This is a genomic window from Nocardia sp. NPDC050713, from assembly GCF_040654315.1.
Lineage (GTDB): Bacteria > Actinomycetota > Actinomycetes > Mycobacteriales > Mycobacteriaceae > Nocardia.
Genome location: NZ_JBFAHS010000025.1, coordinates 18499 through 38316 on the forward strand (window position 1 = coordinate 18499; position 19818 = coordinate 38316).

Below are 19818 nucleotides of genomic sequence, written 5' to 3' on the forward strand. Positions count from 1 at the left end.
CCAGAACAGAACAAAATTTATGTTATAGGCTGGGCGATGTGGCGGGCAAGACCTCATGGCTGGCATCCGGGCTGACGATCCTCGGCGCGGCGGGACCGACGGCGCTGACCATCGACAAGCTCGTCGCGTCCACCGGACTCAGCACCGGGTCCTTCTATCACCACTTCGCGGGCATGCCCGGCTACAAGAAGGCGCTGCTCGCGCACTTCGAGGAGGTGCAGACGCTGCGCTACATCCGCGAGGTGCAGGCCGCCGAGAATCTGGACCCGCGCGCCAAACTCGATCTGCTGATCGACCTGGTGCTCGCCGATGGCGCACCCGCACGCCTGGAGGTGGCGGTCCGGGCCTGGGCGCTGGACGATCCGGTCGCGGCCGCGGCCAAGCAGCGCGTCGACGCGGCCAGGCTGGCGTTCCTGCGCGAGCTGCTCGGCGAGATCGGCTACCCGGAACCCGCCGCCGAGCAGACCTCGCAGATCCTCTACCTGCTGGTGCTCGGCGCGGGCAACACGCTGCCCGAGGTGCCGCCCGAGCGGCTGCGCGTCTTGTGCGACCGGATCCTGTCGTGAATGCCGTTCCGCCGCAGCCTGTCTCGTCCACCGACGACTTGGGCGGCGAGGTCCCGATCGTCCGCCCGGTCCGGCGGGTCGTGTCCCTGGTGCCGTCGATCACCGAGTCGGTCACTTTCACCTGCCCGGAGCTGCTCGTCGCGGCGACGCAGTGGTGCACGCACCCGGCCGACCTCCCCGTCGAGCGGGTGCGCGGCACCAAGAATCCGAATGTCCGCCGGATCGTCGAGCTGGCTCCCGATCTGGTGCTGTGCAATCAGGAGGAGAATCGCCGCAGGGACGTGGAGCGGCTGCGCGAGGCCGGTATCCCGGTGTGGGTCACCAGGATCGAAACCTTGGAGGACGCGTTCCCCTCGCTCACCAGGCTTTTCGTCGAGGCGCTCGGAGTCCCGGCGCCGTCCTGGCTGGTCGAAGCCGAAAAGATCTGGGCCGCCCCTCCTCCGGAGCCAGTTCGGGCGGCAGTGATCCCGATCTGGCGCAAGCCCTGGATGGTCGTCGGTCGCGACACCTTCACCGGTGACCTGGCGCGCCGCCTCGGGCTGCGACTCGTCCACGCCGACCGCCCGGAGCGCTACCCGCGCGTCACGGAGGACGAACTCACCCGCGGCGTCGAACTCGCGATCCTGCCCGACGAGCCGTACGTCTTCACCGAAACCGATGGACCCGAAGCTTTCCCGGGCATACCGGTCGCGCTGGTCGAAGGACGCAGCCTCACCTGGTACGGCCCCTCGCTCGTCACCGCCCGCGACACCTTGACCAGGCAGATCACCGCCGCGACCGCCGACCACCGCTAGACAGGGCCTGAGGCACCGAGGCGAACCGGTAGTCGGTCAGATCGAAATGCCCACTGCGCCAGGCCGCCTCCACCGTGGTCGACGGCCGCAGCGGAACATCACCGTGCTTGTCGAAGTAGTAGCTGTTGGCCACCGAACACGACTCCTGCCAGAACACCTGCCCGCCGCGCCGGGACAGCATCTCCTGGAAGAAGCGGTCGTTGGCTTCCTCGGTGACCTCGACCAGGGTCGAGCCGGTCGCGCGGGCGTGCCGCAGGCAGCGCAGGATGTGGCGGACCTGGTTCTCGATCAGCGCGAAATACGACGAACCGTTGTAGCCGTACGGCCCGATCACCGAGAAGAAGTTCGGGAAGCCGGGGACGCTGACGCCCTCGTAGGCCTGTAGCCGGTGCTCGTCCCACCACTTCTCCAGGTCCCGGCCGCCGACGCCGCGCAGGTCGTAGGTCGGCATGTTGCCCGACTCCATCACCTTGAACCCGGTGGCCAGGATCAGCACGTCCGCCCGATGCTCGGTCGCGTCGGTTCGCACGCCCGTCGCGGTGATCTCCCGGATCGGATCGGTCTCCAGCAGCACGTTGTCGCGGTTGAAAGCGGCCAGGTAGTCGTTGGAGAAGCTGGGGCGCTTGCAGCCGAGTGCGTAACGGGGCGTGAGCTTTTCGCGGATCACCGGGTCGTGGACCTGGCGGCGCAGGTGGGCGAGCCCGGCGCGCTCGCCCACGGCGGCGGTCGGCAGTGACTTGTAGTAGTGCGCCGCGATGGGAAAGGTCAGTTCCACGTAGGTCTGGCTGATCAACCTGGTCAGCGACCGTCCACCGGGCAGCCGCAAGGCCAGCCGCAGCGGGGCGGGCAGCGGCATGTCCGGGCGCGGCAGGCACCAGATCGGCGTGCGCTGGAAGACGACGAGCTGCGATACCTCGGGCGCGATCTCCGGGATGACCTGCACCGCGGATGCGCCGGTCCCGATGATCGCGACCCGCTTGCCACGCAGGCTCTGCCCGTGGTCCCACCGCGAGGTGTGCATGGTGACGCCGCGGAAATCGCCGACGCCCGGGATCTCCGGCATCTTCGGCCGGGTCAGCACACCGGTCGCGCTGATCACGTAGCGTGCCCGCAACTCCTTCCCGGAGCCGGTGCGTAGCCGCCACAGGTGCCGCTCTTCGTCGAATTCGGCGTCGGTGATGGTGGTGCTGAAGCGGATGCGCGGGCGCAGCCCGTACTTGTCGACGCACGATTCGGCGTAGGCCTCGAGTTCGCGACCCGGCGCGTAGACGCGGGTCCAGTCCGCCCGCTGATCGAACGAGAACTGATAGCTGAACGACGGAATGTCCACGGCCACACCGGGATAAGTGTTCCAGTGCCAGGTGCCGCCGACGCCGTCCGCGTCGTCGACGATGAGGAAGTCCTCGAAACCGGCCTCGCGCAGCTTGATCGCCGCGCCGATGCCGGAGAACCCGGCTCCGACGATGATCACTTCGTGGTCGATGGTCTCGTCGTTCATCGCACCGCTCGCTTCATGAGTCCGGCGTACGAACCCATGTGATGTCGGGCGACATCATTGTCCGCACCTGCCACCTCATTAGGCGCGCGCCCGCCGGCTTTGTCAACGGGCCGCGGTGCTACTCGGGAGCCTCGACACGGTAGACGCGTTCCGCGGTGCCACGGAAGATCTGGGCCAGGTCGGCGGGGCCGCCACCGTGGCCGGTCACGATCTCGGCGATGGCCCGGGCGCTGTGGTCGATGCTGGTGATGGGCTTGTCCACCGGGAAGTTCGAGCCCCACAGCAGGCGGTCGGGTCCGAAGGCATCCATCGCGTGCGTGACCAGCGGACCGATCCGCTCGACCAGCGTCGGCACCGGCGTCGCGCTACCGCGCGTCGGCACCGGGTGGCCGAGGATGGGCATCATCAATCCGCTGACTTTCGCGACCACATTCGACTGGGCAGCCAGTGCGCTCAGGTCGTCGCGCCAGGTCAGCAGCAGCTTCCTGCGCTCGCCCGGGTTGGCTCCGGTGTGTTTGCCGACCTTGCCGAACAGTCCCGCGGGCGTGCCGAGATGGTTCAGCACGATGGTGACGTCGGGATAGCGCGCGGCCAGTGCCGTCACCTCCGGCAGCTGGTGCGAGTACACCCACGCCTCGAAGGACAGCCCGCGCTCGGCGAGCTCGGCGAACCCGTCGAGGAAGCGGCTCGTGGTGAGTGCGCCCGCGTTGCCCGTGAAGGAGCGGATGGCGGTGTCGGGGTGGTGCGCGACCATCGTGCGGATGCCGCGGAACAGCGGCGACGCCGTCTGGTGCGCGTCGAGCAGGGCCGCGAAGCCGTCGGCGGCCGGGTCGGCCGATCCGATGACGGCGCCGAGCCGCGGGGTGTCGACACCGAAGGGCAGGCTGGCGACCCAGCGGGTCTCGTCGGCCTTGGCGGTCGGACCCGTGCCGGTCCATTCGACCTCGATGTGCACGATCGACTCGACCGGGACGCCCGCGGTGTCGGTCCGGTAGTCGGCGGGCAGGTACGGATGCACGTATGGTGTTGGGTCGCCGACGAATTCGCGGTCGCGGCGCGGGGCCAGCCGGGTGGCGAGATCGATCGGCACCGGCAGGTACTTGAACAGCCGGGCGAGATTGCTGAAATCGCGCGGCGTGGTCAGCGGATCCCACTGGTGGATGTGCGCGTCGATCACGCGTAGACCCGCGAGGTCCATCGTGTCCCTCCTGTCTGGCGGATTTCCCGGCCCGGCGATTGTCACACGACCGGTGCCGGGCCTGGGGGAAATGCTTCGCTCCGGCCGTGCGTGGGCTGCTGACGGACTTCGCCCGGTGTCGCCGATCGCCCCCGCCTCACACGTTGCGGCGGTACTGCCCGCCGACGGTGAAGAAGGCGTCGGTGATCTGCTCCAGCGTGCATACCCGCGCGGCGTCCATCAGCACCTCGAAGATGTTCTCGTCGGTGCGGGCCACCGCGTCCAGGCGGGCCAGCGCCGTGTGCGCCGCGTCCCGGTGGCGCTGCTGGAACTCGCGCACCCGATCGAGCTGGGACTTCTTCTCCGCTTCGGTGGCGCGGGCGAGTTCCATTACCCGGTGCTGTTCGCCGTGGGGATTGCGGAACGTGTTGACTCCGACGATCGGCAGCGAGCCGTCGTGCTTGCGCCGCTCGTAGAGCATGGACTCGTCCTGGATCTTGCCGCGCTGGTAGCCGGTCTCCATGGCGCCGAGCACGCCGCCGCGCTCGCTGATCCGCTCGAACTCGGTGAGCACCGCCTCCTCGACCAGATCGGTGAGTTCGTCGACGATGAAGCTGCCCTGCATCGGGTTCTCGTTCATCGCCAGCCCCCACTCGCGGTTGATGATCAGCTGGATCGCCAGCGCGCGGCGCACCGATTCCTCGGTCGGGGTGGTCACCGCCTCGTCGTAGGCGTTGGTGTGCAGGCTGTTGCAGTTGTCGTAGACGGCGATCAGAGCCTGCAGCGTGGTGCGAATGTCGTTGAAGTTCATCTCCTGGGCATGCAGCGAACGGCCCGAGGTCTGGATGTGATACTTCAGCTTCTGCGAGCGCTCGTTGGCGCCGTAGCGGTCGCGCATAGCGATCGCCCAGATGCGCCGCGCGACCCGGCCGATCACCGAGTACTCGGGGTCCATGCCGTTGGAGAAGAAGAACGACAGGTTGGGCGCGAAGTCATCGATGTCCATGCCGCGCGCGAGATAGGCCTCCACATAAGTGAATCCGTTGGCGAGGGTGAAGGCCAGCTGACTGATCGGGTTCGCGCCCGCCTCGGCGATGTGGTAGCCCGAGATGGACACCGAGTAGAAGTTGCGAACCTTGTTGCGCACGAACCATTCCTGGATGTCGGCCATCATGCGCAGGCTGAACTCGGTGGAGAAGATGCAGGTGTTCTGGCCCTGGTCCTCCTTGAGGATGTCGGCCTGCACGGTCCCGCGCACGGTGGACAGCGTCCGCGCCCGGATGTCGGCTGCCTCCTGCTCGGTCGGCGCGCGGCCCGCGCTCGTCGAGAATCGTTCCAGCGCTTGGTCGATGGCCGTGTTGAGGAAGTAGGCGAGGATGGTCGGGGCCGGGCCGTTGATGGTCATGGAGACCGAGGTGGTCGGCGCGGTCAGGTCGAAGCCGTCGTAGAGCGCCTTCATGTCGTCGAGCGAGGCGATGGAGACACCGGACGTGCCGACCTTGCCGTAGATGTCGGGGCGCTCGTCTGGATCGCGGCCGTAGAGCGTCACCGAGTCGAAAGCGGTCGAAAGGCGTTTCGCATCGGAGTGTTCGGAGAGCACCTTGAACCGCCGGTTGGTGCGGAACGGATCACCCTCGCCCGCGAACATCCGCGCCGGATCCTCGTTGTCCCGCTTGAACGCGAACACCCCCGCCGTGAACGGGAAGCGACCGGGCAGGTTCTCCGCACGCAGAAACCGCAGCAGCTCACCGTGATCGGTGAAGCGGGGCAGCGCGACGCGCGCGATGCTGCTGCCCGACAACGACTCCCGTCTCAGCGGCGTGTGCAACTCACGGTCGCGCACCCGCACCACCTGCTCCGCGCCACGGTAACTCTCGGCGACCGAGGGCCATTCGGCCAGCAGCGCGGCATCGTCGTCACTCAGTTCGCGGCGGGCGGTATCGAGCAGCTCGGCCACCGCGGTGGCCTCGGGTAGTTCGGCCAGCACTTGCTCGAGCCGCTGGACGCGCTGCGCCGCCGCGACCTGCCGGGCCGTCTCGGCATGGTATTCGCGCACCGCCTCGGCGATCTCGGCCAGATACCGCACCCTGGCAGGCGGAATGATCTGGGCAAAGCGGGTGGAGACCTTGGTGTCCACCCGCGGCAGCGCCCCTGGCTCGAGCCGCAGGCCGTGCTCGCTCAGCAGGCCGGTCAGGTGCTGGTAGAGCGCGGTCACGCCGTCGTCGTTGAAGGTCGCCGCGCTGGTGCCGAACACGGGCATGTCCTCCGGGCGCGAGCCGAATGCCTCACGGTTGCGTAGCAATTGGCGCGACACGTCGCGCACCGCGTCCGACGCGCCCCGGCGCTCGAACTTGTTGATCGCCACCACGTCGGCGTAGTCGAGCATGTCGATCTTCTCGAGCTGGGAGGCGGCGCCGAACTCGGGCGTCATGACGTACATCGACACGTCGACGTGGTCGACGATGGCGGTGTCGCCCTGCCCTATGCCCGGTGTCTCCAGGACGACCAGGTCGTATCCGGCCGCCTTGCACGCCGCGATGATGGTGTCGACGTTCCGCGGCAGCTCGTGATTGCCGCGGGTGGCCAGCGAGCGGAAGAACAGGTGCGCGCCGTCGAGCGCGTTCATCCGGATGCGGTCACCGAGCAGCGCGCCGCCCCCGCGGCGCCGGGTCGGATCGACGGCGAGGATCGCGACGCGCGGCTTGTCCTGCTGGTCCGAGCGCAGCCGCCGCACCAATTCGTCGGTGAGAGAGGACTTTCCCGATCCGCCGGTGCCGGTGATGCCGAGTACCGGCACGGCGCGCGCGTCGGCCGCGGCGAGCAGCGCCTCGCGGGCGGCGGCGGGCAGCGTGTCCTGCTGGAGGCAGGTGATGGCGCGGGCCAACGCGGGTCGCTCGCCCGCGAGCACCGCCTCGGTCGCGGGGAAATCCTCGGCGAGATCGACATCGCAGATGCGCACCAACTCGTTGATCATGCCCGGCAAGCCGAGCCGCTGGCCGTCCTCGGGGGAGAAGATCCGCACGCCGGAAGCGGCCAGGCGCTCGATCTCCTCGGCCACGATCACCCCGCCGCCACCGCCGAAGACCCGGATGTGGCCTGCCCCGGCCTCTTTCAGCGCGGCCGCGAGGTATTCGAAGTACTCGATGTGGCCGCCCTGATAGGAGCTGACCGCGACGCCCTGCACGTCCTCCTCGATCGCGGCGGCGACCACCTCGTGCACGGCGCGGTTGTGGCCGAGGTGGATCACCTCCGCGCCCTGGGACTGGAGGATGCGGCGCATGATGTTGATCGCGGCGTCGTGCCCGTCGAAGAGGGCGGCCGACGTCACGAAACGCACGGGATGGGTGGGCGTGTAGAGCGCGCTGCTGTCGGCCACGGGAGTCCTCCGGCGAGTCGTCCTGACGCCCGATACTAGGACGTCAAAGTAATTCTACGGTGATGGGGATCACACCGCCAGGATTCGCGGCGGTCCCGGCGACCGTGCCGGTTTCCGGTCCTCGCGAGGGTTCCGATCAGCCTGACCGCAACCGGCGACATCGGCCGCGCACTCGAGTTCCGATGGAGACCGTCGTAATCGGAGCGAAGGGCCGGATTATGAACAGCTTCATCACCGCGAGGGTCTGGGCGCCGCCGCGTCCTCCCTCGGTGGCAGTCCGTCCCGGCGCCGAGCTCCCCGCCCTGTCGCGTGCCGCTGGCATCACCACGTGCTCGCTAGGTCTCTCGAAAAGGTCTGGAGGTCAATGGATATGAGCGATCGCCCGACCCCGAGTGGGCGAGCCGCCGCCTGCTGGCGCCCGGCGCGACCCGGCTCCGCGTCCGCCGTCGGACCGCGCGAGATGCGAGTGCTCACCGATCTGCGGGTCGGCCCGGTTCCGTTGCTCACGATGGAATGGCTCGCGACCGGCGGCGGTCTCGGTTGATCGCCCCGGCGCCCGTCGCGTAGCCCGGGTCTGTTCCCACGCCCTCGGACATGCTGATCCGATGGCGTGCGAGCATCGGGTGGGGAACGCGCTGCGGCGGCTGGTCGACGACGGTGTGCTGAGCGCGGAGCAGCGCGACGCCGTGCTGGCGGCGGTGGCCGCCGAGGAGGCAGCTCGGCCGTCGCCGGGCAAGCTCCGCGCGGAGGTCGCGGCGTACGCGGGGGCGGTCGCGCTCGCGATCGCCGAGACAGTCTCGGAGCTGTCGGGCAGGCTCGGCGCGGCCGGGTTCGTGCTGATCGTCGGTGCGGTGCTGCTGGCGGCGGGCGCCATCGCTATGACGCGTTCGCCGCGCAGATCCGACTGACGCGGGGCGGTTCGACCGAAGCGGCCCGGCCGGAGAGGCGGCTGAAGGCGCACGGCGACTCGGCGAGGTGGGATGGATCACAATCGCCAACCGGCGGATCATTACTTGGACATCCAACTATAGGATGACCGCAGATCGCGCCTTCGCGCGTCGACGACGACAGACAAGGACTGGCATGGTTCGCGAACTCACTCATTTCATCGGCGGGCAGCACGTCCCGGGCACCTCCGGAAACTTCGGCGACGTCTTCGACCCGAACATCGGTCAGGTGCAGGCGCGGGTGCCGCTGGCGAGCAAGGCCGAGGTCGAGGCGGTCATCGCGAACGCGGCGGCGGCCCAGCCGGAGTGGGCGGCGTTCAATCCGCAGAAGCGGGCCAGGGTGCTGATGAGGTTCCTGACCCTGGTGCAGGACGAGATGGACAGCCTGGCCGCGCTGCTCTCCGCCGAGCACGGCAAGACCATCGCCGACGCCAAGGGCGACATCCAGCGCGGGCTCGAGGTCATCGAGTTCGCCACCGGCATCCCGCACCTGCTCAAGGGCGAATACACCGAGAGCGCGGGCACCGGCATCGACGTCTACTCGATGCGTCAGCCGCTCGGCGTCGTCGCGGGCATCACCCCGTTCAACTTCCCGGCCATGATCCCGCTGTGGAAGGCGGGCCCGGCCCTCGCCTGCGGTAACGCGTTCGTGCTCAAGCCGTCCGAGCGCGATCCCTCGGTGCCGCTGCGGCTCGCCGAGCTGTTCCTGGAGGCGGGTCTGCCCGCGGGCGTGTTCAACGTGGTCAACGGCGACAAGGAGGCCGTCGACACCCTGCTGCACGATCCGCGGATCAAGGCCGTCGGCTTCGTCGGCTCCACCCCGATCGCGCAGTACATCTACGAGACCGCGACCGCGAACGGCAAGCGCGCCCAGTGCTTCGGCGGCGCCAAGAACCACGCCATCGTGATGCCCGACGCCGATCTCGACGACGTCGCCGACCAGCTGATCGGCGCGGGCTACGGCTCGGCGGGCGAGCGCTGCATGGCCATCTCGGTGGCCGTGCCGGTCGGCGAGGAGACCGCGGACCGCCTGGTGGCCAAGCTGACCGAGCGCGTGCACAAGCTCAACATCGGCCGCTCGGACGATCCGGGCGCCGACTTCGGCCCGCTGGTCGGCAAGGACGGCGTGGACCGGGTGAACAACTACGTCCAGATCGGCATCGATGAGGGGGCCGATCTGGTCGTGGATGGCCGCGGCCTGACCGTCGAGGGCGGTGAGGACGGCTACTTCGTCGGCGCGACCCTGTTCGACAAGGTCACCTCCGAGATGCGGATCTACCGGGAGGAGATCTTCGGCCCGGTGCTCACCGTGGTCCGCGCCAAGGACTACGAGGAGGGCTTGCGCCTGGCCAACGAGCACGAGTACGGCAACGGCGTCGCCATCTTCACCCGCGACGGCGACACCGCCCGCGATTTCGCGTCCCGGGTCGAGGTCGGCATGGTCGGCATCAACGTGCCGATCCCGGTGCCGATCGCGTACTACACCTTCGGCGGCTGGAAGCGTTCCGGCTTCGGTGATCTGAACCAGCACGGCCCGGACTCGATCCGCTTCTACACCAAGACCAAGACGGTGACCCAGCGCTGGCCTTCCGGTCTGAAGGAGTCCAACGCGTTCGTCATCCCGACGATGGACTGAGCCGGATGTTCACCTTGGACGAGGACGAGCGCGCGATCGGCGAGACCGCGCGTCAGTTCGCCGACGAGTTCCTCGCGCCCAACGCGCTGGAATGGGACGAGCGGAAACACTTTCCGGTGGACGTGCTGCGCAAGGCGGGCCCACTCGGTCTCGGCGGCATCTACGTCCGCGAGGACGTGGGCGGCTCGGGACTGCGCAGACTCGACGCCGTGCGCATCTTCGAGAAGCTGGCCACCGGCTGTCCGGCGGTGGCGGCCTACATCTCCATCCACAACATGGCCGCCTGGATGATCGATGCCTACGGCACAGAGGAGCAGCGCCAGCACTGGTTGCCCGGACTGACCTCGATGGAGTTGCTCGGCAGCTACGCGCTGACCGAACCGGGCGTCGGCTCCGACGCGGCGGCGTTGAGCACCAAGGCCGTTCGCGACGGCGACGACTACATCCTCAACGGGGCCAAGCAGTTCATCTCCGGCGCGGGCGCCAACGACGTCTACGTGCTGATGGTCCGCACGGGTGAGGAAGGGGCGCGCGGCATTTCGGCGCTGATCGTCCCCGCCGACACGCCGGGCCTGTCGGTCGGGCCGAACGAGCGCAAGATGGGCTGGAACGCCCAGCCGACCCGCCAGGTCGTGCTGGAGGACGCCCGCGTCCCGGTCGCCAACCGGCTCGGCGCGGAGGGCGATGGCTTCCGCATCGCCATGAACGGGCTCAACGGCGGGCGGCTGAACATCGCGGCGTGCTCGGTCGGCGGTGCGCAGGCGGCGCTGGACAAGGCGGTGCCGTATCTCGCCGATCGCCAGGCCTTCGGCAAGCCGCTGAACAAGAACCAGGCGCTGCAATTCGAATTGGCCGATATGCGCACCGAATTGGAGGCCGCGCGGACGCTGCTGTGGCGCGCGGCCGCAGCGCTCGACGCGGACGCGACCGACAAGGTCGAACTGTGCGCGATGGCCAAGCGATTCGCCACCGACGTCGGCTTCGAGGTGGCCAACAAGGCACTCCAATTGCACGGCGGCTACGGCTATCTGCACGAATACGGTCTGGAGAAGATCGTCCGGGATCTGCGCGTCCACCAGATCCTCGAGGGCACCAACGAAATCATGCGGGTGGTCGTCGCCCGCTCGGTCATAGGAGCAGCATGAGCGAACGAAGTGAGCGAATCATGTGCCAGCGCGCCTCGCGCATGCCGGAGCCGAGCGTCAGCGAGGCGCAGGCATGAGCGACGTACTCATCGAGAAGCGCGACCGCCTCGGCCTGATCACGCTGAACCGGCCCAAGGCCATCAACGCGCTGAATCACCCGATGGCGCTGGCCATCACGGATGCGCTGCGCGCGTGGGCCGAGGACGACGAGGTGCGCACTGTCGTGGTCACCGGCGCGGGGGAGCGCGGGCTGTGCGCGGGCGGCGACATCGTCGCGATCCACGCCGACGCGCTCGCGCTGAATGATCGCTCCGCAAGCTCCGCGAAAACCGGTGACGCGGGAGCCGATTCGCCGACCGGTCTGTTCTGGCGCGACGAGTACATCCTCAACGCGCTGATCAGCCGCTACTCGAAGCCGTACGTGGTGATCATGGACGGCATCGTGATGGGCGGCGGCGTCGGCCTTTCCGGCCACGGCAGCCACCGCGTCGTCACCGAGCGGTCCAAGGTCGGCATGCCCGAAGTGGGCATCGGCTTCATCCCCGATGTCGGTGGCACCTACCTGCTCGCGCGCACGCCGGGCGAGATCGGCACGCACGTCGCGCTGACCACCGCGCGGATGGGCGCTGGCGACGCCATCGCGGCCGGATTCGCCGACTACTACGTGCCTTCGGACGACATCCCGGCGCTGCTCGACGCCCTGCGCACAGCGAGCGCCGACGCCGCGATCGCCCAGTTCGCCAAGGCCGCACCGGAATCCGAACTGCTCGGGCAGCGGGACTGGATCGACGCCTGCTACAGCGCGGACACCGTCGAGGAGATCGTGGCCCGGCTGCAAGCCTACGACGCGCCGGAGGCGAGCAAGGCGGCGTCCGATCTGCTCGCCAAGTCGCCTGTCGCGCTGAAGGTCACGCTGCGCTCGTTGCGCGCGGCGCGCGAGTTGTCGAGCCTGGAGGCGGTGCTGAACGAGGAGTACCGCGTGTCCATCGCTTCGCTCGGATCGCACGACCTGGTCGAGGGCATTCGCGCGCAGGTCGTCGACAAGGACCGCAACCCGCAGTGGCGACCGGCGTCCCTTGCCGAGGTCACCGACGCGCAGGTGGCGGCGTATTTCGCCGAATTGGGCGACAAGGAACTGGGTTTGGCGACACCGGAGGCAGAGCAGTGAACGCAGCATCGCACAGCGATTCGACCAGGGATGGTGACCGGGTGACGGGCGGGCAGAAGATCGGTTTCCTCGGCCTCGGTCACATGGGCGCGCCCATGGCGGCCAACCTGGTCCGCGCGGGCTACGACGTGCTCGCGTTCGACCCGGTGCCTGCGGCCAAGGAGCAGGCGCGTAAGGATGGCGCGACCGTGGTGGAGACCGCCGTCGCGGCCGCCGCGGACCGCGACGTGGTGATCACCATGCTGCCCAACGGCAAGCTGGTGCTCGACGTCTACGCCGATCTGCTGCCCGCCGCGAACCCCGGCACCCTGTTCATCGACTGCTCCACCATCGACGTCGCCGACGCCAAGGAGGCCGCCGCGCGGACCGTCGCGGCCGGGCACCGCGCGCTCGACGCACCCGTCTCGGGCGGCGTCGCGGGCGCGGCGGCGGGCACCCTGACCTTCATGGTCGGCGGCGCGGCGGCCGATTTCGCCGACGCGCTCCCGCTGCTCGAAGTGATGGGCGGCAAGGTGGTGCACTGCGGCGACGCGGGCGTCGGCCAGGCCGCCAAGATCTGCAACAACATGCTGCTCGGCATCTCGATGATCGGCCTGTCCGAGGCGCTGGTGCTCGGCGAGAAGCTGGGCCTGAGCCACCAGTCGTTCTTCGACGTGGTCTCCACCGCGTCGGGCCAGAGCTGGGCGCTGACCAGCTACTGCCCGGTCCCCGGCCCGGTTCCCACCAGCCCGGCGAACAACGACTACCAGCCGGGATTCGCCACCGCGCTGATGACGAAGGACCTCGGTCTGGCCGCGAACGCTTTGCGCGCCAACGGCATCGACGGTCAGCTCGGCGCGCTCGCCGCGGAGATCTACACCCGGTTCAACCAGACGGACGCGGGCAAGGACTTCTCGGCTATCGTCACCGATATCCGTAACCGATCCGATCAAGAGGTGGCCTGAAGATGGATGCATCGCGAAGCGATTCCGTGAGGGGTGGCGGCCGGGCGACGGGTGGGCCAGACTTCGAGACGATTCTGCTGGAGCGCAAGGGCCGGGTCGGCTGGATCACGCTGAACCGTCCGAAGGCGCTCAACGCGCTGAACGCGCAGGTCCTCGACGACGTGATCGCCGCGCTGGACGAGCTCGAGCACGACGACGAGATCGGCGCCGTGGTCATCACCGGCTCGGAGCGGGCCTTCGCGGCGGGCGCCGACATCAAGGAGATGCAGCCCAAGTCGTACATGGACATGTTCATGGACGATTTCTTCGCCCGGTGGGACCGGCTGGCGAACTTCCGCAAGCCGACCATCGCGGCGGTCGCGGGTTACGCGCTCGGCGGCGGCTGTGAGCTGGCGATGATCTGCGACATCCTGATCGCCGCCGACACAGCCAAGTTCGGGCAGCCGGAGATCAAGCTGGGCGTCATCCCCGGCATCGGCGGCTCGCAGCGCCTGACCAGGGCGATCGGCAAGGCCAAGGCCATGGATCTGGTGCTGACCGGCCGCAATATGGATGTCGAGGAGGCCGAGCGCGCCGGACTCGTCTCGCGCATCGTGCCCGCCGCCGAGCTGCTCGACACCGCGCTCGAGGTGGCCGAGACCATCGCGGGGATGTCGCTGCCGGTCGCCATGATCGCGAAGGAGTCGGTCAACCGCTCCTTCGAGACCACCCTCGCCGAGGGCCTGCGCTTCGAACGCCGCGTGTTCCACTCGCTGTTCGCGATCGAGGACCAGAAGGAAGGCATGACCGCCTTCGTCGAGAAGCGTCCGGCGAAGTTCAACAACCGCTGAGTCGGCGCACGGCTCGCGCGCCCGCCCCCGAGGCGTTCGCGCGAGCCGTTGCTGTTTCCAGAAGGCGAACGGCTCGGTTCGATCCCGCGCGGGAGTGACTTCGCGCTCGGACGCCTCCGCTCAGGGTTGGAGCGAGCGCTCGAGATTCGCGGTGAACGCAGGCAGCGTGCGTCGCCTTCCGGGGCGTTCACGCGCGCCGTCGCTCTTTTCGGGGCGGACGGCTCGGTTCGAATCTGAGCGGGAATGGCTTCGCGCGCAGACGATTCTGCTCAGGGTTGGAACGCACGCGTGAGATCCGCGGCGAACGCGGGCGGCGTGCGTCCGTCGACCGTGTAACGGTAGAGCGCGACCTGATACACCGCGGTCGCGGCCGAGACGAAGATCAGCGCGGTGGTGAAGACGGACAGGCCGAACCAGCCGCCGACCGCCGCGCCGTAGGGGAGGCCGATCCCGGCCTGTGCCTGCGCGCCCAACGCCGCACCGACCGACACACTCACCAGGAGCCCGACGAGCACGAGCACGTAGCCGACGACGCCGAGGCGCGCGCTGCTCGCCACGCCGGGGCCCCACCCGCGCTCCAGCGTCGCCCGCGAATCACGCAGTGCGTCGATCGGATTTCGATGCTCCAGGACGATCTTCGGCAGCGTCAGGTTGGCCACGTCCGCCCACGCCGTGCGGGTACGGCCGCGCATCGCGCGCATGTCGCGGAAGTCGTGCTCGACCAGGCGCAGCACCGGCAGCACGGTCGCCGCCGCGAGCGCCCACAGCAGGACCGCGGCCCACCGTGCCCGCGCCGCCCGCCTGCCCTCGGCCGCAGTGGGGTACCCGCCGCGAAGCACGATGTCGGTCTGCGCGATGAGCGCGGCATTGCCGAACGTGGTGACGATCATCGTCAGCAGGTAGGCGGCGCCCGCCAGCAGTAACGGCGTCGCCGAGGCGGTGCCGACGATGTCCGTGCCGACCAACAGCATCGGCGCGCCCATTACGACCGCGCCGGTGACGGCCGACCGCCTCGGAAACGCGCGAAGTGCGCGATGCGAGGTCAGCACGCCGAATCCGGTCGTGAGCATGGTTCTTGCGGCGGCGAATGCCATGTGTACACCCCCGTTGTCGTGCGCGTGTGGTTCTCGCGCCATGCTAGCCAACGGGACGCGGCGGGCTCCGGTCTCAGTTGCCCGAGGGCTCCGGGGTGCTGCGCAGTTCGATCTGCGTCGGCGCGGTTCCGCCGTGCGGCGGCCGCGCCGAATTCCGTTCCACCGCGAGCAGACCGGCGATCGTCGCGCCGAGGGCCGCGGTGACCGCCACGGCCGCGATGACTTTCCGGCGGTCGACGCCCGCGGTGGCCGGCCGGTACAGTGTCGCGCCCGCCCGCAGGCGCGCCATCCGCACGTCGCCGGACGGGCGTTCGGCGGCGAGCAGCACCGCGCCGCGGGCCGAGACGTATTCCGGCTCCGGGTCGTAGACCACCGGCAGATCGACGAGTTCGGCCAGCTCGGCGCGCACGCTGGGGCTGCGGGTGCAGCCGCCGAGCAGCACGAGCGCGTCGGGGCGCACCCCGCTTTCCTCGATGAGCTGGCGGACGAACGACGCGGAGTGGTGGATGCTGGCCGCGCACAGTTCGGCCAGGTCGCTGCGGGTCACCACGGCGCGCCCGCCGGAGCCGGTGTCGGTCGCGGTGACCACCCGCGCGGTGCTGAGCGCCTCGCGATGCCGTCGGCTGGTCAGCCGATCGGTGAGCACGCCGCCGCGGGCGAGTTGCCAGCGCAGCAGCGCGTCGTAGCCGTCGCCGCCGAGCACCGTGCTGCGTTTGCTGGAGAGGATGGTGTCGGTGCGGCAGTCGGCGTGCGTGACCGTCAGCCCGGAGCTGCCGAGGTCGTAGAGCATCACCGTGCCCGACTCCGGCAGGCTTCCGGTGAAGCGCAGGTATCGCAACTGGGCGAGCGGCTCGTCGACGATGGTCAGTCGGCTGCGGCCCGCCGCGGCGCGAATGGCGTCGGCGTGCAGCGGGCAGCGGCAGGTGACCGCGGTTCCGGTGATCAGCTCGTCTCGTAGCTGCGCTGAACGGCTCATTCGGCTGATCGCCTCGAACACTGCTTCCTCGACGCCGCCGCCCATACGACGCGGTACGTGGCAGCGGTCGATCGGAGGCAAGTGCGGCTGGTCGGAATGTGTCAACATCGCGCGCGCGCCACCAGCGCCCGCCGATACCCCCAAGACCAGCACCATGGATTACATGGTGGACCTTTTCCCGTCCGCTGCCAAGGCAACACCGCCGCTAATTCGCTAGTTGGATGCCGGAACGTTACGCGGCGGTCGTTTCCGTGGTGTACGAGACCGGTAGGTACGGACCGAAGTTCAGCGATCGCGGGTGTTCCAGCGGGCGGGCGCGTCCCCGGTGTCGAAGTCGCCCGCGGCATGCCGGAATTCCGCGAGCAACTGCAACAACGTGTGCAGTCGCTGCGGGGGCAGACCTGGCTGGGCGAACACTTTCGTGTTCAGTTCCTTGGTCGCCTCGGCGACCAATTCCCTTCCGGCGTCGGTGATCTCGATCAGGGTGGCGCGGCGGTCGCTGGGGTGCGGAACTCGTTCCACGAGTCGTGCCGCCTCCAGGCGATCGACGGTGTTGGTGACGCTGGTCGGGTGCACTTGCAGGCGGGCGCTGGCCTTCGCCATCGGCAGCGCGCCGGTCTTGCTGAAGCTGAGCAACATCAGCAGCTCGTACCGGGAGAAGGTCAGACCGGTCGGTTTCAGTGCCTCGTCCACCCGGGCCATCACGATTTGCTGGGCGCGCACCAGCGATGTCACCGCCGCCATGCCGTCGGCGACATCGCCCCAGCCGTGGCCGACCCACTGGCGGTGGGCCTCCTCGATCGGGTCGACTGGAAGCGGGCGTGGCCGAGACATGTCCCCGATCATTCCATGCCGAGTGGCCGTTTCCGTGTCGTGCGCCGACGTTCCGGCGTCGTTATCACTCGCACGGGGTTCAGGCCCGCTTTCGAATCACCTCGAGCCCAAGCCTGGTCGCTCGACGCCCGGCCCGGCATTCTCGAAGGTGAGGCGGGCGTGGCTGAGTGGTTCAGGCAACGGTCTGCAAAGCCGTTTACGCGGGTTCGATTCCCGCCGCTCGCTCCATGCAAAGGGTGCGCCGGTCGTCGACGCCCCGGTTCGATGTCGGATCGGGGCGTCGCCGACGGTTGCCGCACGCGGTGAGTGGCCGCATGGGTGTTCACCCACCGTGGGCCGTTCGCCACGACGCGGGCGATCCAGGGTGGCGTGCGTGCCATCGTTCATGCGAGACCGGAAAAGTCGCGCGCGACAACGTGATTGCGATCGGCGAAAGTGCCGAACGTGTAGTCGGGCAACAGACCGAAGTATTCGCCGCGGGTGGTGCTGCTCCACCGCCGGGCGCCCTCGGCGCGTGTCTTGTAGAAGTTCACCATGTACCCGCCCTCGTACACGCGCAGCAGGCTGTAGCCGCCCGGATACTCCTTCACCGCGGCCACCTCGAGGAATTCCACCGCGATGTTCGCGTCCGGGCGGGTGCGCCGGTTGCGGTGGGTGTGGCCGCTGTGGTGCAGGAAGACGCCGGGCGCGCGCTCGTAGTGGCGCTGTAGCTCCGCGCTGTCCGGACCGTTGAGAACGAAGCCGGGGCCCGCGGTGTTGGTCAGCCCGGACTCGCGGGTCACCGGGTGGTGGCCGAAGACCAGGGTCGGGCGGTCCGGGTCGGCGCGCAGCACCTCGGCGAGGTGATCGAACTGCGGTCGTTCGATGCGGCCGCCCGAGCCGTCGAGTTCACTGGTGTCCACGCCGAGCAGGCGCAGGCCGCCGACCTCGTGTTCGACCAGTTGCTGCCTGGGCAGGAAGTTGTCGCCCCAGCAGTCGCGGTGTTCGCCCAGGTGCGTGCAGCCCCGGTAACCGACGTGCGGGCGATCGTGATTGCCTCTCGTCACCAGGTAGTCGCTGCCGAGCGCGCCCCAGGTGTCCAGCCGGGCGCGGACACCGCGCGCTTCCTCCGGCGTCGCCTCGCTGGTCAGGTCACCCGCGACGACCAGCTGGTCCACGCCCCTGGCCCGCAGGTCGTCGAGCAGCGCGTCCAGCATGACTTCCGGGTAGGGCGGCAGACCGGCGAGCTGGCGGAACCCCGGCGGGAACCCGCCGACCACAAGGCCGCTCACCGTCTCGCCGTAGTGCACGTCGTTGGCCAGCGCGATGGTGCGCAACAGGCGGCCTGGCGGCGGCACCAGGGTGGTGAATTCGCCGGTGGTTTCCGGTGTTCCGGGAGTCAGCGTCGTCAGCGAGAGAGCGGGCGTCGCCCGCACGCCCTGCGACCGAGCTTCGAAACGGTAGCGTCGGCCCGGCTCCAAACCGCCGATCTCCGCGTAGTGGAAGGGGGTTCGCTCGGGATCGGCGAAGACGGGGACCGGCGTACTAGCGGAATCCGCCGGACCCAAACGAACTTCGGCATCGGAGGGGACCGGCGTCAGGCGTCCCGAGTCGTCCGGCGCCACCGTCGTCCAGGTCAGCGCGACCGAGCGGTCGGTGACGGTGACCACTTCCAGATCCGTCGCCAGCGGCGAAACGCGGTGCGCCCGCGCTCGACTCGCGGGCAACGCGGAAAGCAGGGCTGCGGAGGCGAAGGCGCCGAGCAGGGTCCGGCGCGACGGCCCGCAGCAGCTCATGAACGCGAGGGTACGGCAAAACGCCCGTACGATCCGATCTACTTCGCGGCCAGCAGCACTCGGTGCTGGTCTTCGAGCAGCCGGTGGGCGTCGTCCTGGGTCTTCGCCCAGATCTCGCCGACGTACCGCCCCGCGGTCACGACGCAGAACCAGGAATTGGCACCGCCTTGCGGGTCCGACCGACACGACGAAGACGGGATGCCGGGAGCGGTCGGCGCGGGCTGCAGCTCGCGCTGCATCTCCGCCAGGGCCGCACTCAGGCGCTGCGCTCCGGAGGAGTCGTCGGTGCGATAGACCGTCGTGTCCTTGTTCGCCATGGCGTTCAATCCGACTTCGGAGAACAAAGTCGCCGCCCGGGGCTGGTCCTGCGCGAAGAGCACCGCGCCGCGGCGGCGATACGCGCCACGCTGCGCGTCACCGTCGCCGATGGCGAGGGCGTAAACGCCGTCCGGGTCGTAGGGCAGATCGGGATAGTCGGCGGGTGGTGTCGCGCGGAAGTCATCGAGGAGGGGACGCTGTAACTCTATGGCGCGCAGCGCGATTCGCTCCAGGTCGGCGCGGGTCGTGGCCCCCACCGAGGTGTAGATCACGTACTCGCGCATGGCGGTGAAGGCCATTCCCTGGAACCGTCCCCGATCTTCCAGGTAGCTGAAGCGCGTTTCCGGGGCGTCGGGCAGCGGTGCGGGCGTTTGCGCTTCGTTCTGCAACAGGCCGGGAGAGCTCGCCGCGGTATCCCCGAACTTGTCGGCCGCCTTCGTCGCCGTATCGGCATCGGGGAACCGCATCACGCCGTGTGTCAGGTCTTTCCGTCGCTCCCGATCACCGTTCGTGCGATGCGAGATGAATCCGGTGAGCAGCCCGTTGCGCTCGGCCACCGCCTTCATCTCCTGACTGTGCCCAGCCATCACCACCAGCATCGCCGAGGTCAACACCCCCGCCCGCCCATACAGCGTGACCTCCGGATCGATATCTGTCGGCAGCGCGAGCACATCCGCCATCCGCGTACCCTCGGCCAGCATGCCCTGAAGCCGCCGCTGCTCCGGCGTCAGCACACTCGT

17 protein-coding genes and 1 tRNA gene are annotated in these 19818 nt (G+C 69.0%); 10 read left to right on the forward strand and 8 right to left on the reverse strand.

Annotated elements, in window-relative coordinates; translation table 11 throughout:
- Positions 1-38 precede the first annotated feature (38 nt).
- Entirely contained in the window at positions 39-566 is a 528-nt protein-coding gene (locus AB0H49_RS32455; RefSeq protein WP_357256627.1) for a TetR/AcrR family transcriptional regulator, read from the forward strand.
- Positions 563-1360 carry a helical backbone metal receptor gene (locus AB0H49_RS32460; RefSeq protein ID WP_357256629.1) on the forward strand — a complete coding sequence of 266 codons (798 nt, stop codon included), beginning with the start codon at positions 563-565 and terminating at the stop codon, positions 1358-1360. The genes AB0H49_RS32455 and AB0H49_RS32460 overlap by 4 nt, the downstream gene beginning before the upstream one ends.
- Here the strand turns inward: AB0H49_RS32460 and AB0H49_RS32465 are convergent.
- The 3 genes from AB0H49_RS32465 to icmF all read right to left on the reverse strand — a co-directional run bounded on the left by AB0H49_RS32465 (position 1332) and on the right by icmF (position 7411).
- Positions 1332-2858 (reverse strand): NAD(P)/FAD-dependent oxidoreductase, encoded by a 1527-nt coding sequence (locus tag AB0H49_RS32465; RefSeq protein WP_357256631.1) that lies wholly within the window; start codon positions 2856-2858, stop codon positions 1332-1334. The two genes, AB0H49_RS32460 and AB0H49_RS32465, sit on opposite strands and share 29 nt — an antisense overlap.
- Before the next feature lie 118 nt (positions 2859-2976).
- Positions 2977-4056 (reverse strand): amidohydrolase family protein, encoded by a 1080-nt coding sequence (locus tag AB0H49_RS32470; RefSeq protein WP_357256633.1) that lies wholly within the window; start codon positions 4054-4056, stop codon positions 2977-2979.
- A gap of 136 nt (positions 4057-4192) precedes the next feature.
- The gene (gene icmF / locus AB0H49_RS32475) at positions 4193-7411 is read right to left on the reverse strand and encodes a fused isobutyryl-CoA mutase/GTPase IcmF (RefSeq protein ID WP_357256635.1); all 3219 of its coding nucleotides are present in this window, start codon (positions 7409-7411) and stop codon (positions 4193-4195) included.
- Between the two features lie 370 nt (positions 7412-7781).
- Here icmF and AB0H49_RS32480 point away from each other — a divergent pair, with 370 nt between their 5' ends.
- From AB0H49_RS32480 to AB0H49_RS32510, 7 genes are all read left to right on the forward strand, one after another.
- Positions 7782-7955, forward strand: a complete 174-nt coding sequence (locus AB0H49_RS32480) for a hypothetical protein (protein WP_357256637.1) — start codon at positions 7782-7784, stop codon at positions 7953-7955.
- Positions 7956-8016: 61 nt separating this feature from the next.
- Positions 8017-8319, forward strand: a complete 303-nt coding sequence (locus AB0H49_RS32485) for a hypothetical protein (protein WP_357256639.1) — start codon at positions 8017-8019, stop codon at positions 8317-8319.
- Between the two features lie 175 nt (positions 8320-8494).
- Positions 8495-9994 carry a CoA-acylating methylmalonate-semialdehyde dehydrogenase gene (locus AB0H49_RS32490; protein WP_354999909.1) on the forward strand — a complete coding sequence of 500 codons (1500 nt, stop codon included), beginning with the start codon at positions 8495-8497 and terminating at the stop codon, positions 9992-9994.
- A 5-nt stretch (positions 9995-9999) separates the two neighbouring features.
- Positions 10000-11139: an acyl-CoA dehydrogenase family protein gene (locus tag AB0H49_RS32495; protein ID WP_354999908.1), complete on the forward strand. Its 1140-nt coding sequence runs from the start codon at positions 10000-10002 to the stop codon at positions 11137-11139.
- A gap of 73 nt (positions 11140-11212) precedes the next feature.
- The gene (locus AB0H49_RS32500) at positions 11213-12307 is read left to right on the forward strand and encodes an enoyl-CoA hydratase/isomerase family protein (RefSeq protein ID WP_357256641.1); all 1095 of its coding nucleotides are present in this window, start codon (positions 11213-11215) and stop codon (positions 12305-12307) included.
- A gap of 41 nt (positions 12308-12348) precedes the next feature.
- Positions 12349-13251, forward strand: a complete 903-nt coding sequence (gene mmsB / locus AB0H49_RS32505; protein WP_357256681.1) for a 3-hydroxyisobutyrate dehydrogenase — start codon at positions 12349-12351, stop codon at positions 13249-13251.
- Between the two features lie 2 nt (positions 13252-13253).
- Positions 13254-14081: an enoyl-CoA hydratase gene (locus AB0H49_RS32510; RefSeq protein ID WP_354999905.1), complete on the forward strand. Its 828-nt coding sequence runs from the start codon at positions 13254-13256 to the stop codon at positions 14079-14081.
- 269 nt (positions 14082-14350) lie between these two features.
- Here AB0H49_RS32510 and AB0H49_RS32515 read toward each other — a convergent pair whose 3' ends face one another.
- The 3 genes from AB0H49_RS32515 to AB0H49_RS32525 form a co-directional block, all read right to left on the reverse strand.
- Positions 14351-15175, reverse strand: a complete 825-nt coding sequence (locus AB0H49_RS32515; protein ID WP_357256643.1) for a DUF6159 family protein — start codon at positions 15173-15175, stop codon at positions 14351-14353.
- 73 nt (positions 15176-15248) lie between these two features.
- Positions 15249-16307 (reverse strand): Hsp70 family protein, encoded by a 1059-nt coding sequence (locus AB0H49_RS32520; RefSeq protein ID WP_357256646.1) that lies wholly within the window; start codon positions 16305-16307, stop codon positions 15249-15251.
- Positions 16308-16436: 129 nt separating this feature from the next.
- Entirely contained in the window at positions 16437-16985 is a 549-nt protein-coding gene (locus AB0H49_RS32525) for a MarR family transcriptional regulator (protein ID WP_354999902.1), read from the reverse strand.
- A gap of 153 nt (positions 16986-17138) precedes the next feature.
- Between AB0H49_RS32525 and AB0H49_RS32530 the strand changes: the two genes are divergently transcribed.
- Positions 17139-17213, forward strand: a tRNA-Cys gene (locus AB0H49_RS32530).
- Positions 17214-17368: 155 nt separating this feature from the next.
- Here AB0H49_RS32530 and AB0H49_RS32535 read toward each other — a convergent pair.
- The gene (locus tag AB0H49_RS32535) at positions 17369-18760 is read right to left on the reverse strand and encodes a metallophosphoesterase (RefSeq protein WP_357256648.1); all 1392 of its coding nucleotides are present in this window, start codon (positions 18758-18760) and stop codon (positions 17369-17371) included.
- Positions 18761-18798: 38 nt separating this feature from the next.
- Positions 18799-19749 carry a hypothetical protein gene (locus tag AB0H49_RS32540; RefSeq protein ID WP_357256650.1) on the reverse strand — a complete coding sequence of 317 codons (951 nt, stop codon included), beginning with the start codon at positions 19747-19749 and terminating at the stop codon, positions 18799-18801.
- Positions 19750-19818 lie beyond the last annotated feature (69 nt).

Coding starts and splice junctions, on each gene's coding strand:
- AB0H49_RS32495 (WP_354999908.1), top strand. CDS start 10,000: ATGTTCACCTTGGACGAGGACGAGCGCGCGATCGGCGAGACCGCGCGT.
- AB0H49_RS32520 (WP_357256646.1), bottom strand. CDS start 16,307: ATGGTGCTGGTCTTGGGGGTATCGGCGGGCGCTGGTGGCGCGCGCGCG.
- AB0H49_RS32500 (WP_357256641.1), top strand. CDS start 11,213: ATGAGCGACGTACTCATCGAGAAGCGCGACCGCCTCGGCCTGATCACG.
- AB0H49_RS32515 (WP_357256643.1), bottom strand. CDS start 15,175: ATGGCATTCGCCGCCGCAAGAACCATGCTCACGACCGGATTCGGCGTG.
- AB0H49_RS32535 (WP_357256648.1), bottom strand. CDS start 18,760: ATGAGCTGCTGCGGGCCGTCGCGCCGGACCCTGCTCGGCGCCTTCGCC.
- AB0H49_RS32510 (WP_354999905.1), top strand. CDS start 13,254: ATGGATGCATCGCGAAGCGATTCCGTGAGGGGTGGCGGCCGGGCGACG.
- AB0H49_RS32485 (WP_357256639.1), top strand. CDS start 8,017: ATGGCGTGCGAGCATCGGGTGGGGAACGCGCTGCGGCGGCTGGTCGAC.
- AB0H49_RS32470 (WP_357256633.1), bottom strand. CDS start 4,056: ATGGACCTCGCGGGTCTACGCGTGATCGACGCGCACATCCACCAGTGG.
- AB0H49_RS32480 (WP_357256637.1), top strand. CDS start 7,782: ATGAGCGATCGCCCGACCCCGAGTGGGCGAGCCGCCGCCTGCTGGCGC.
- AB0H49_RS32465 (WP_357256631.1), bottom strand. CDS start 2,858: ATGAACGACGAGACCATCGACCACGAAGTGATCATCGTCGGAGCCGGG.
- AB0H49_RS32525 (WP_354999902.1), bottom strand. CDS start 16,985: ATGTCTCGGCCACGCCCGCTTCCAGTCGACCCGATCGAGGAGGCCCAC.
- AB0H49_RS32490 (WP_354999909.1), top strand. CDS start 8,495: ATGGTTCGCGAACTCACTCATTTCATCGGCGGGCAGCACGTCCCGGGC.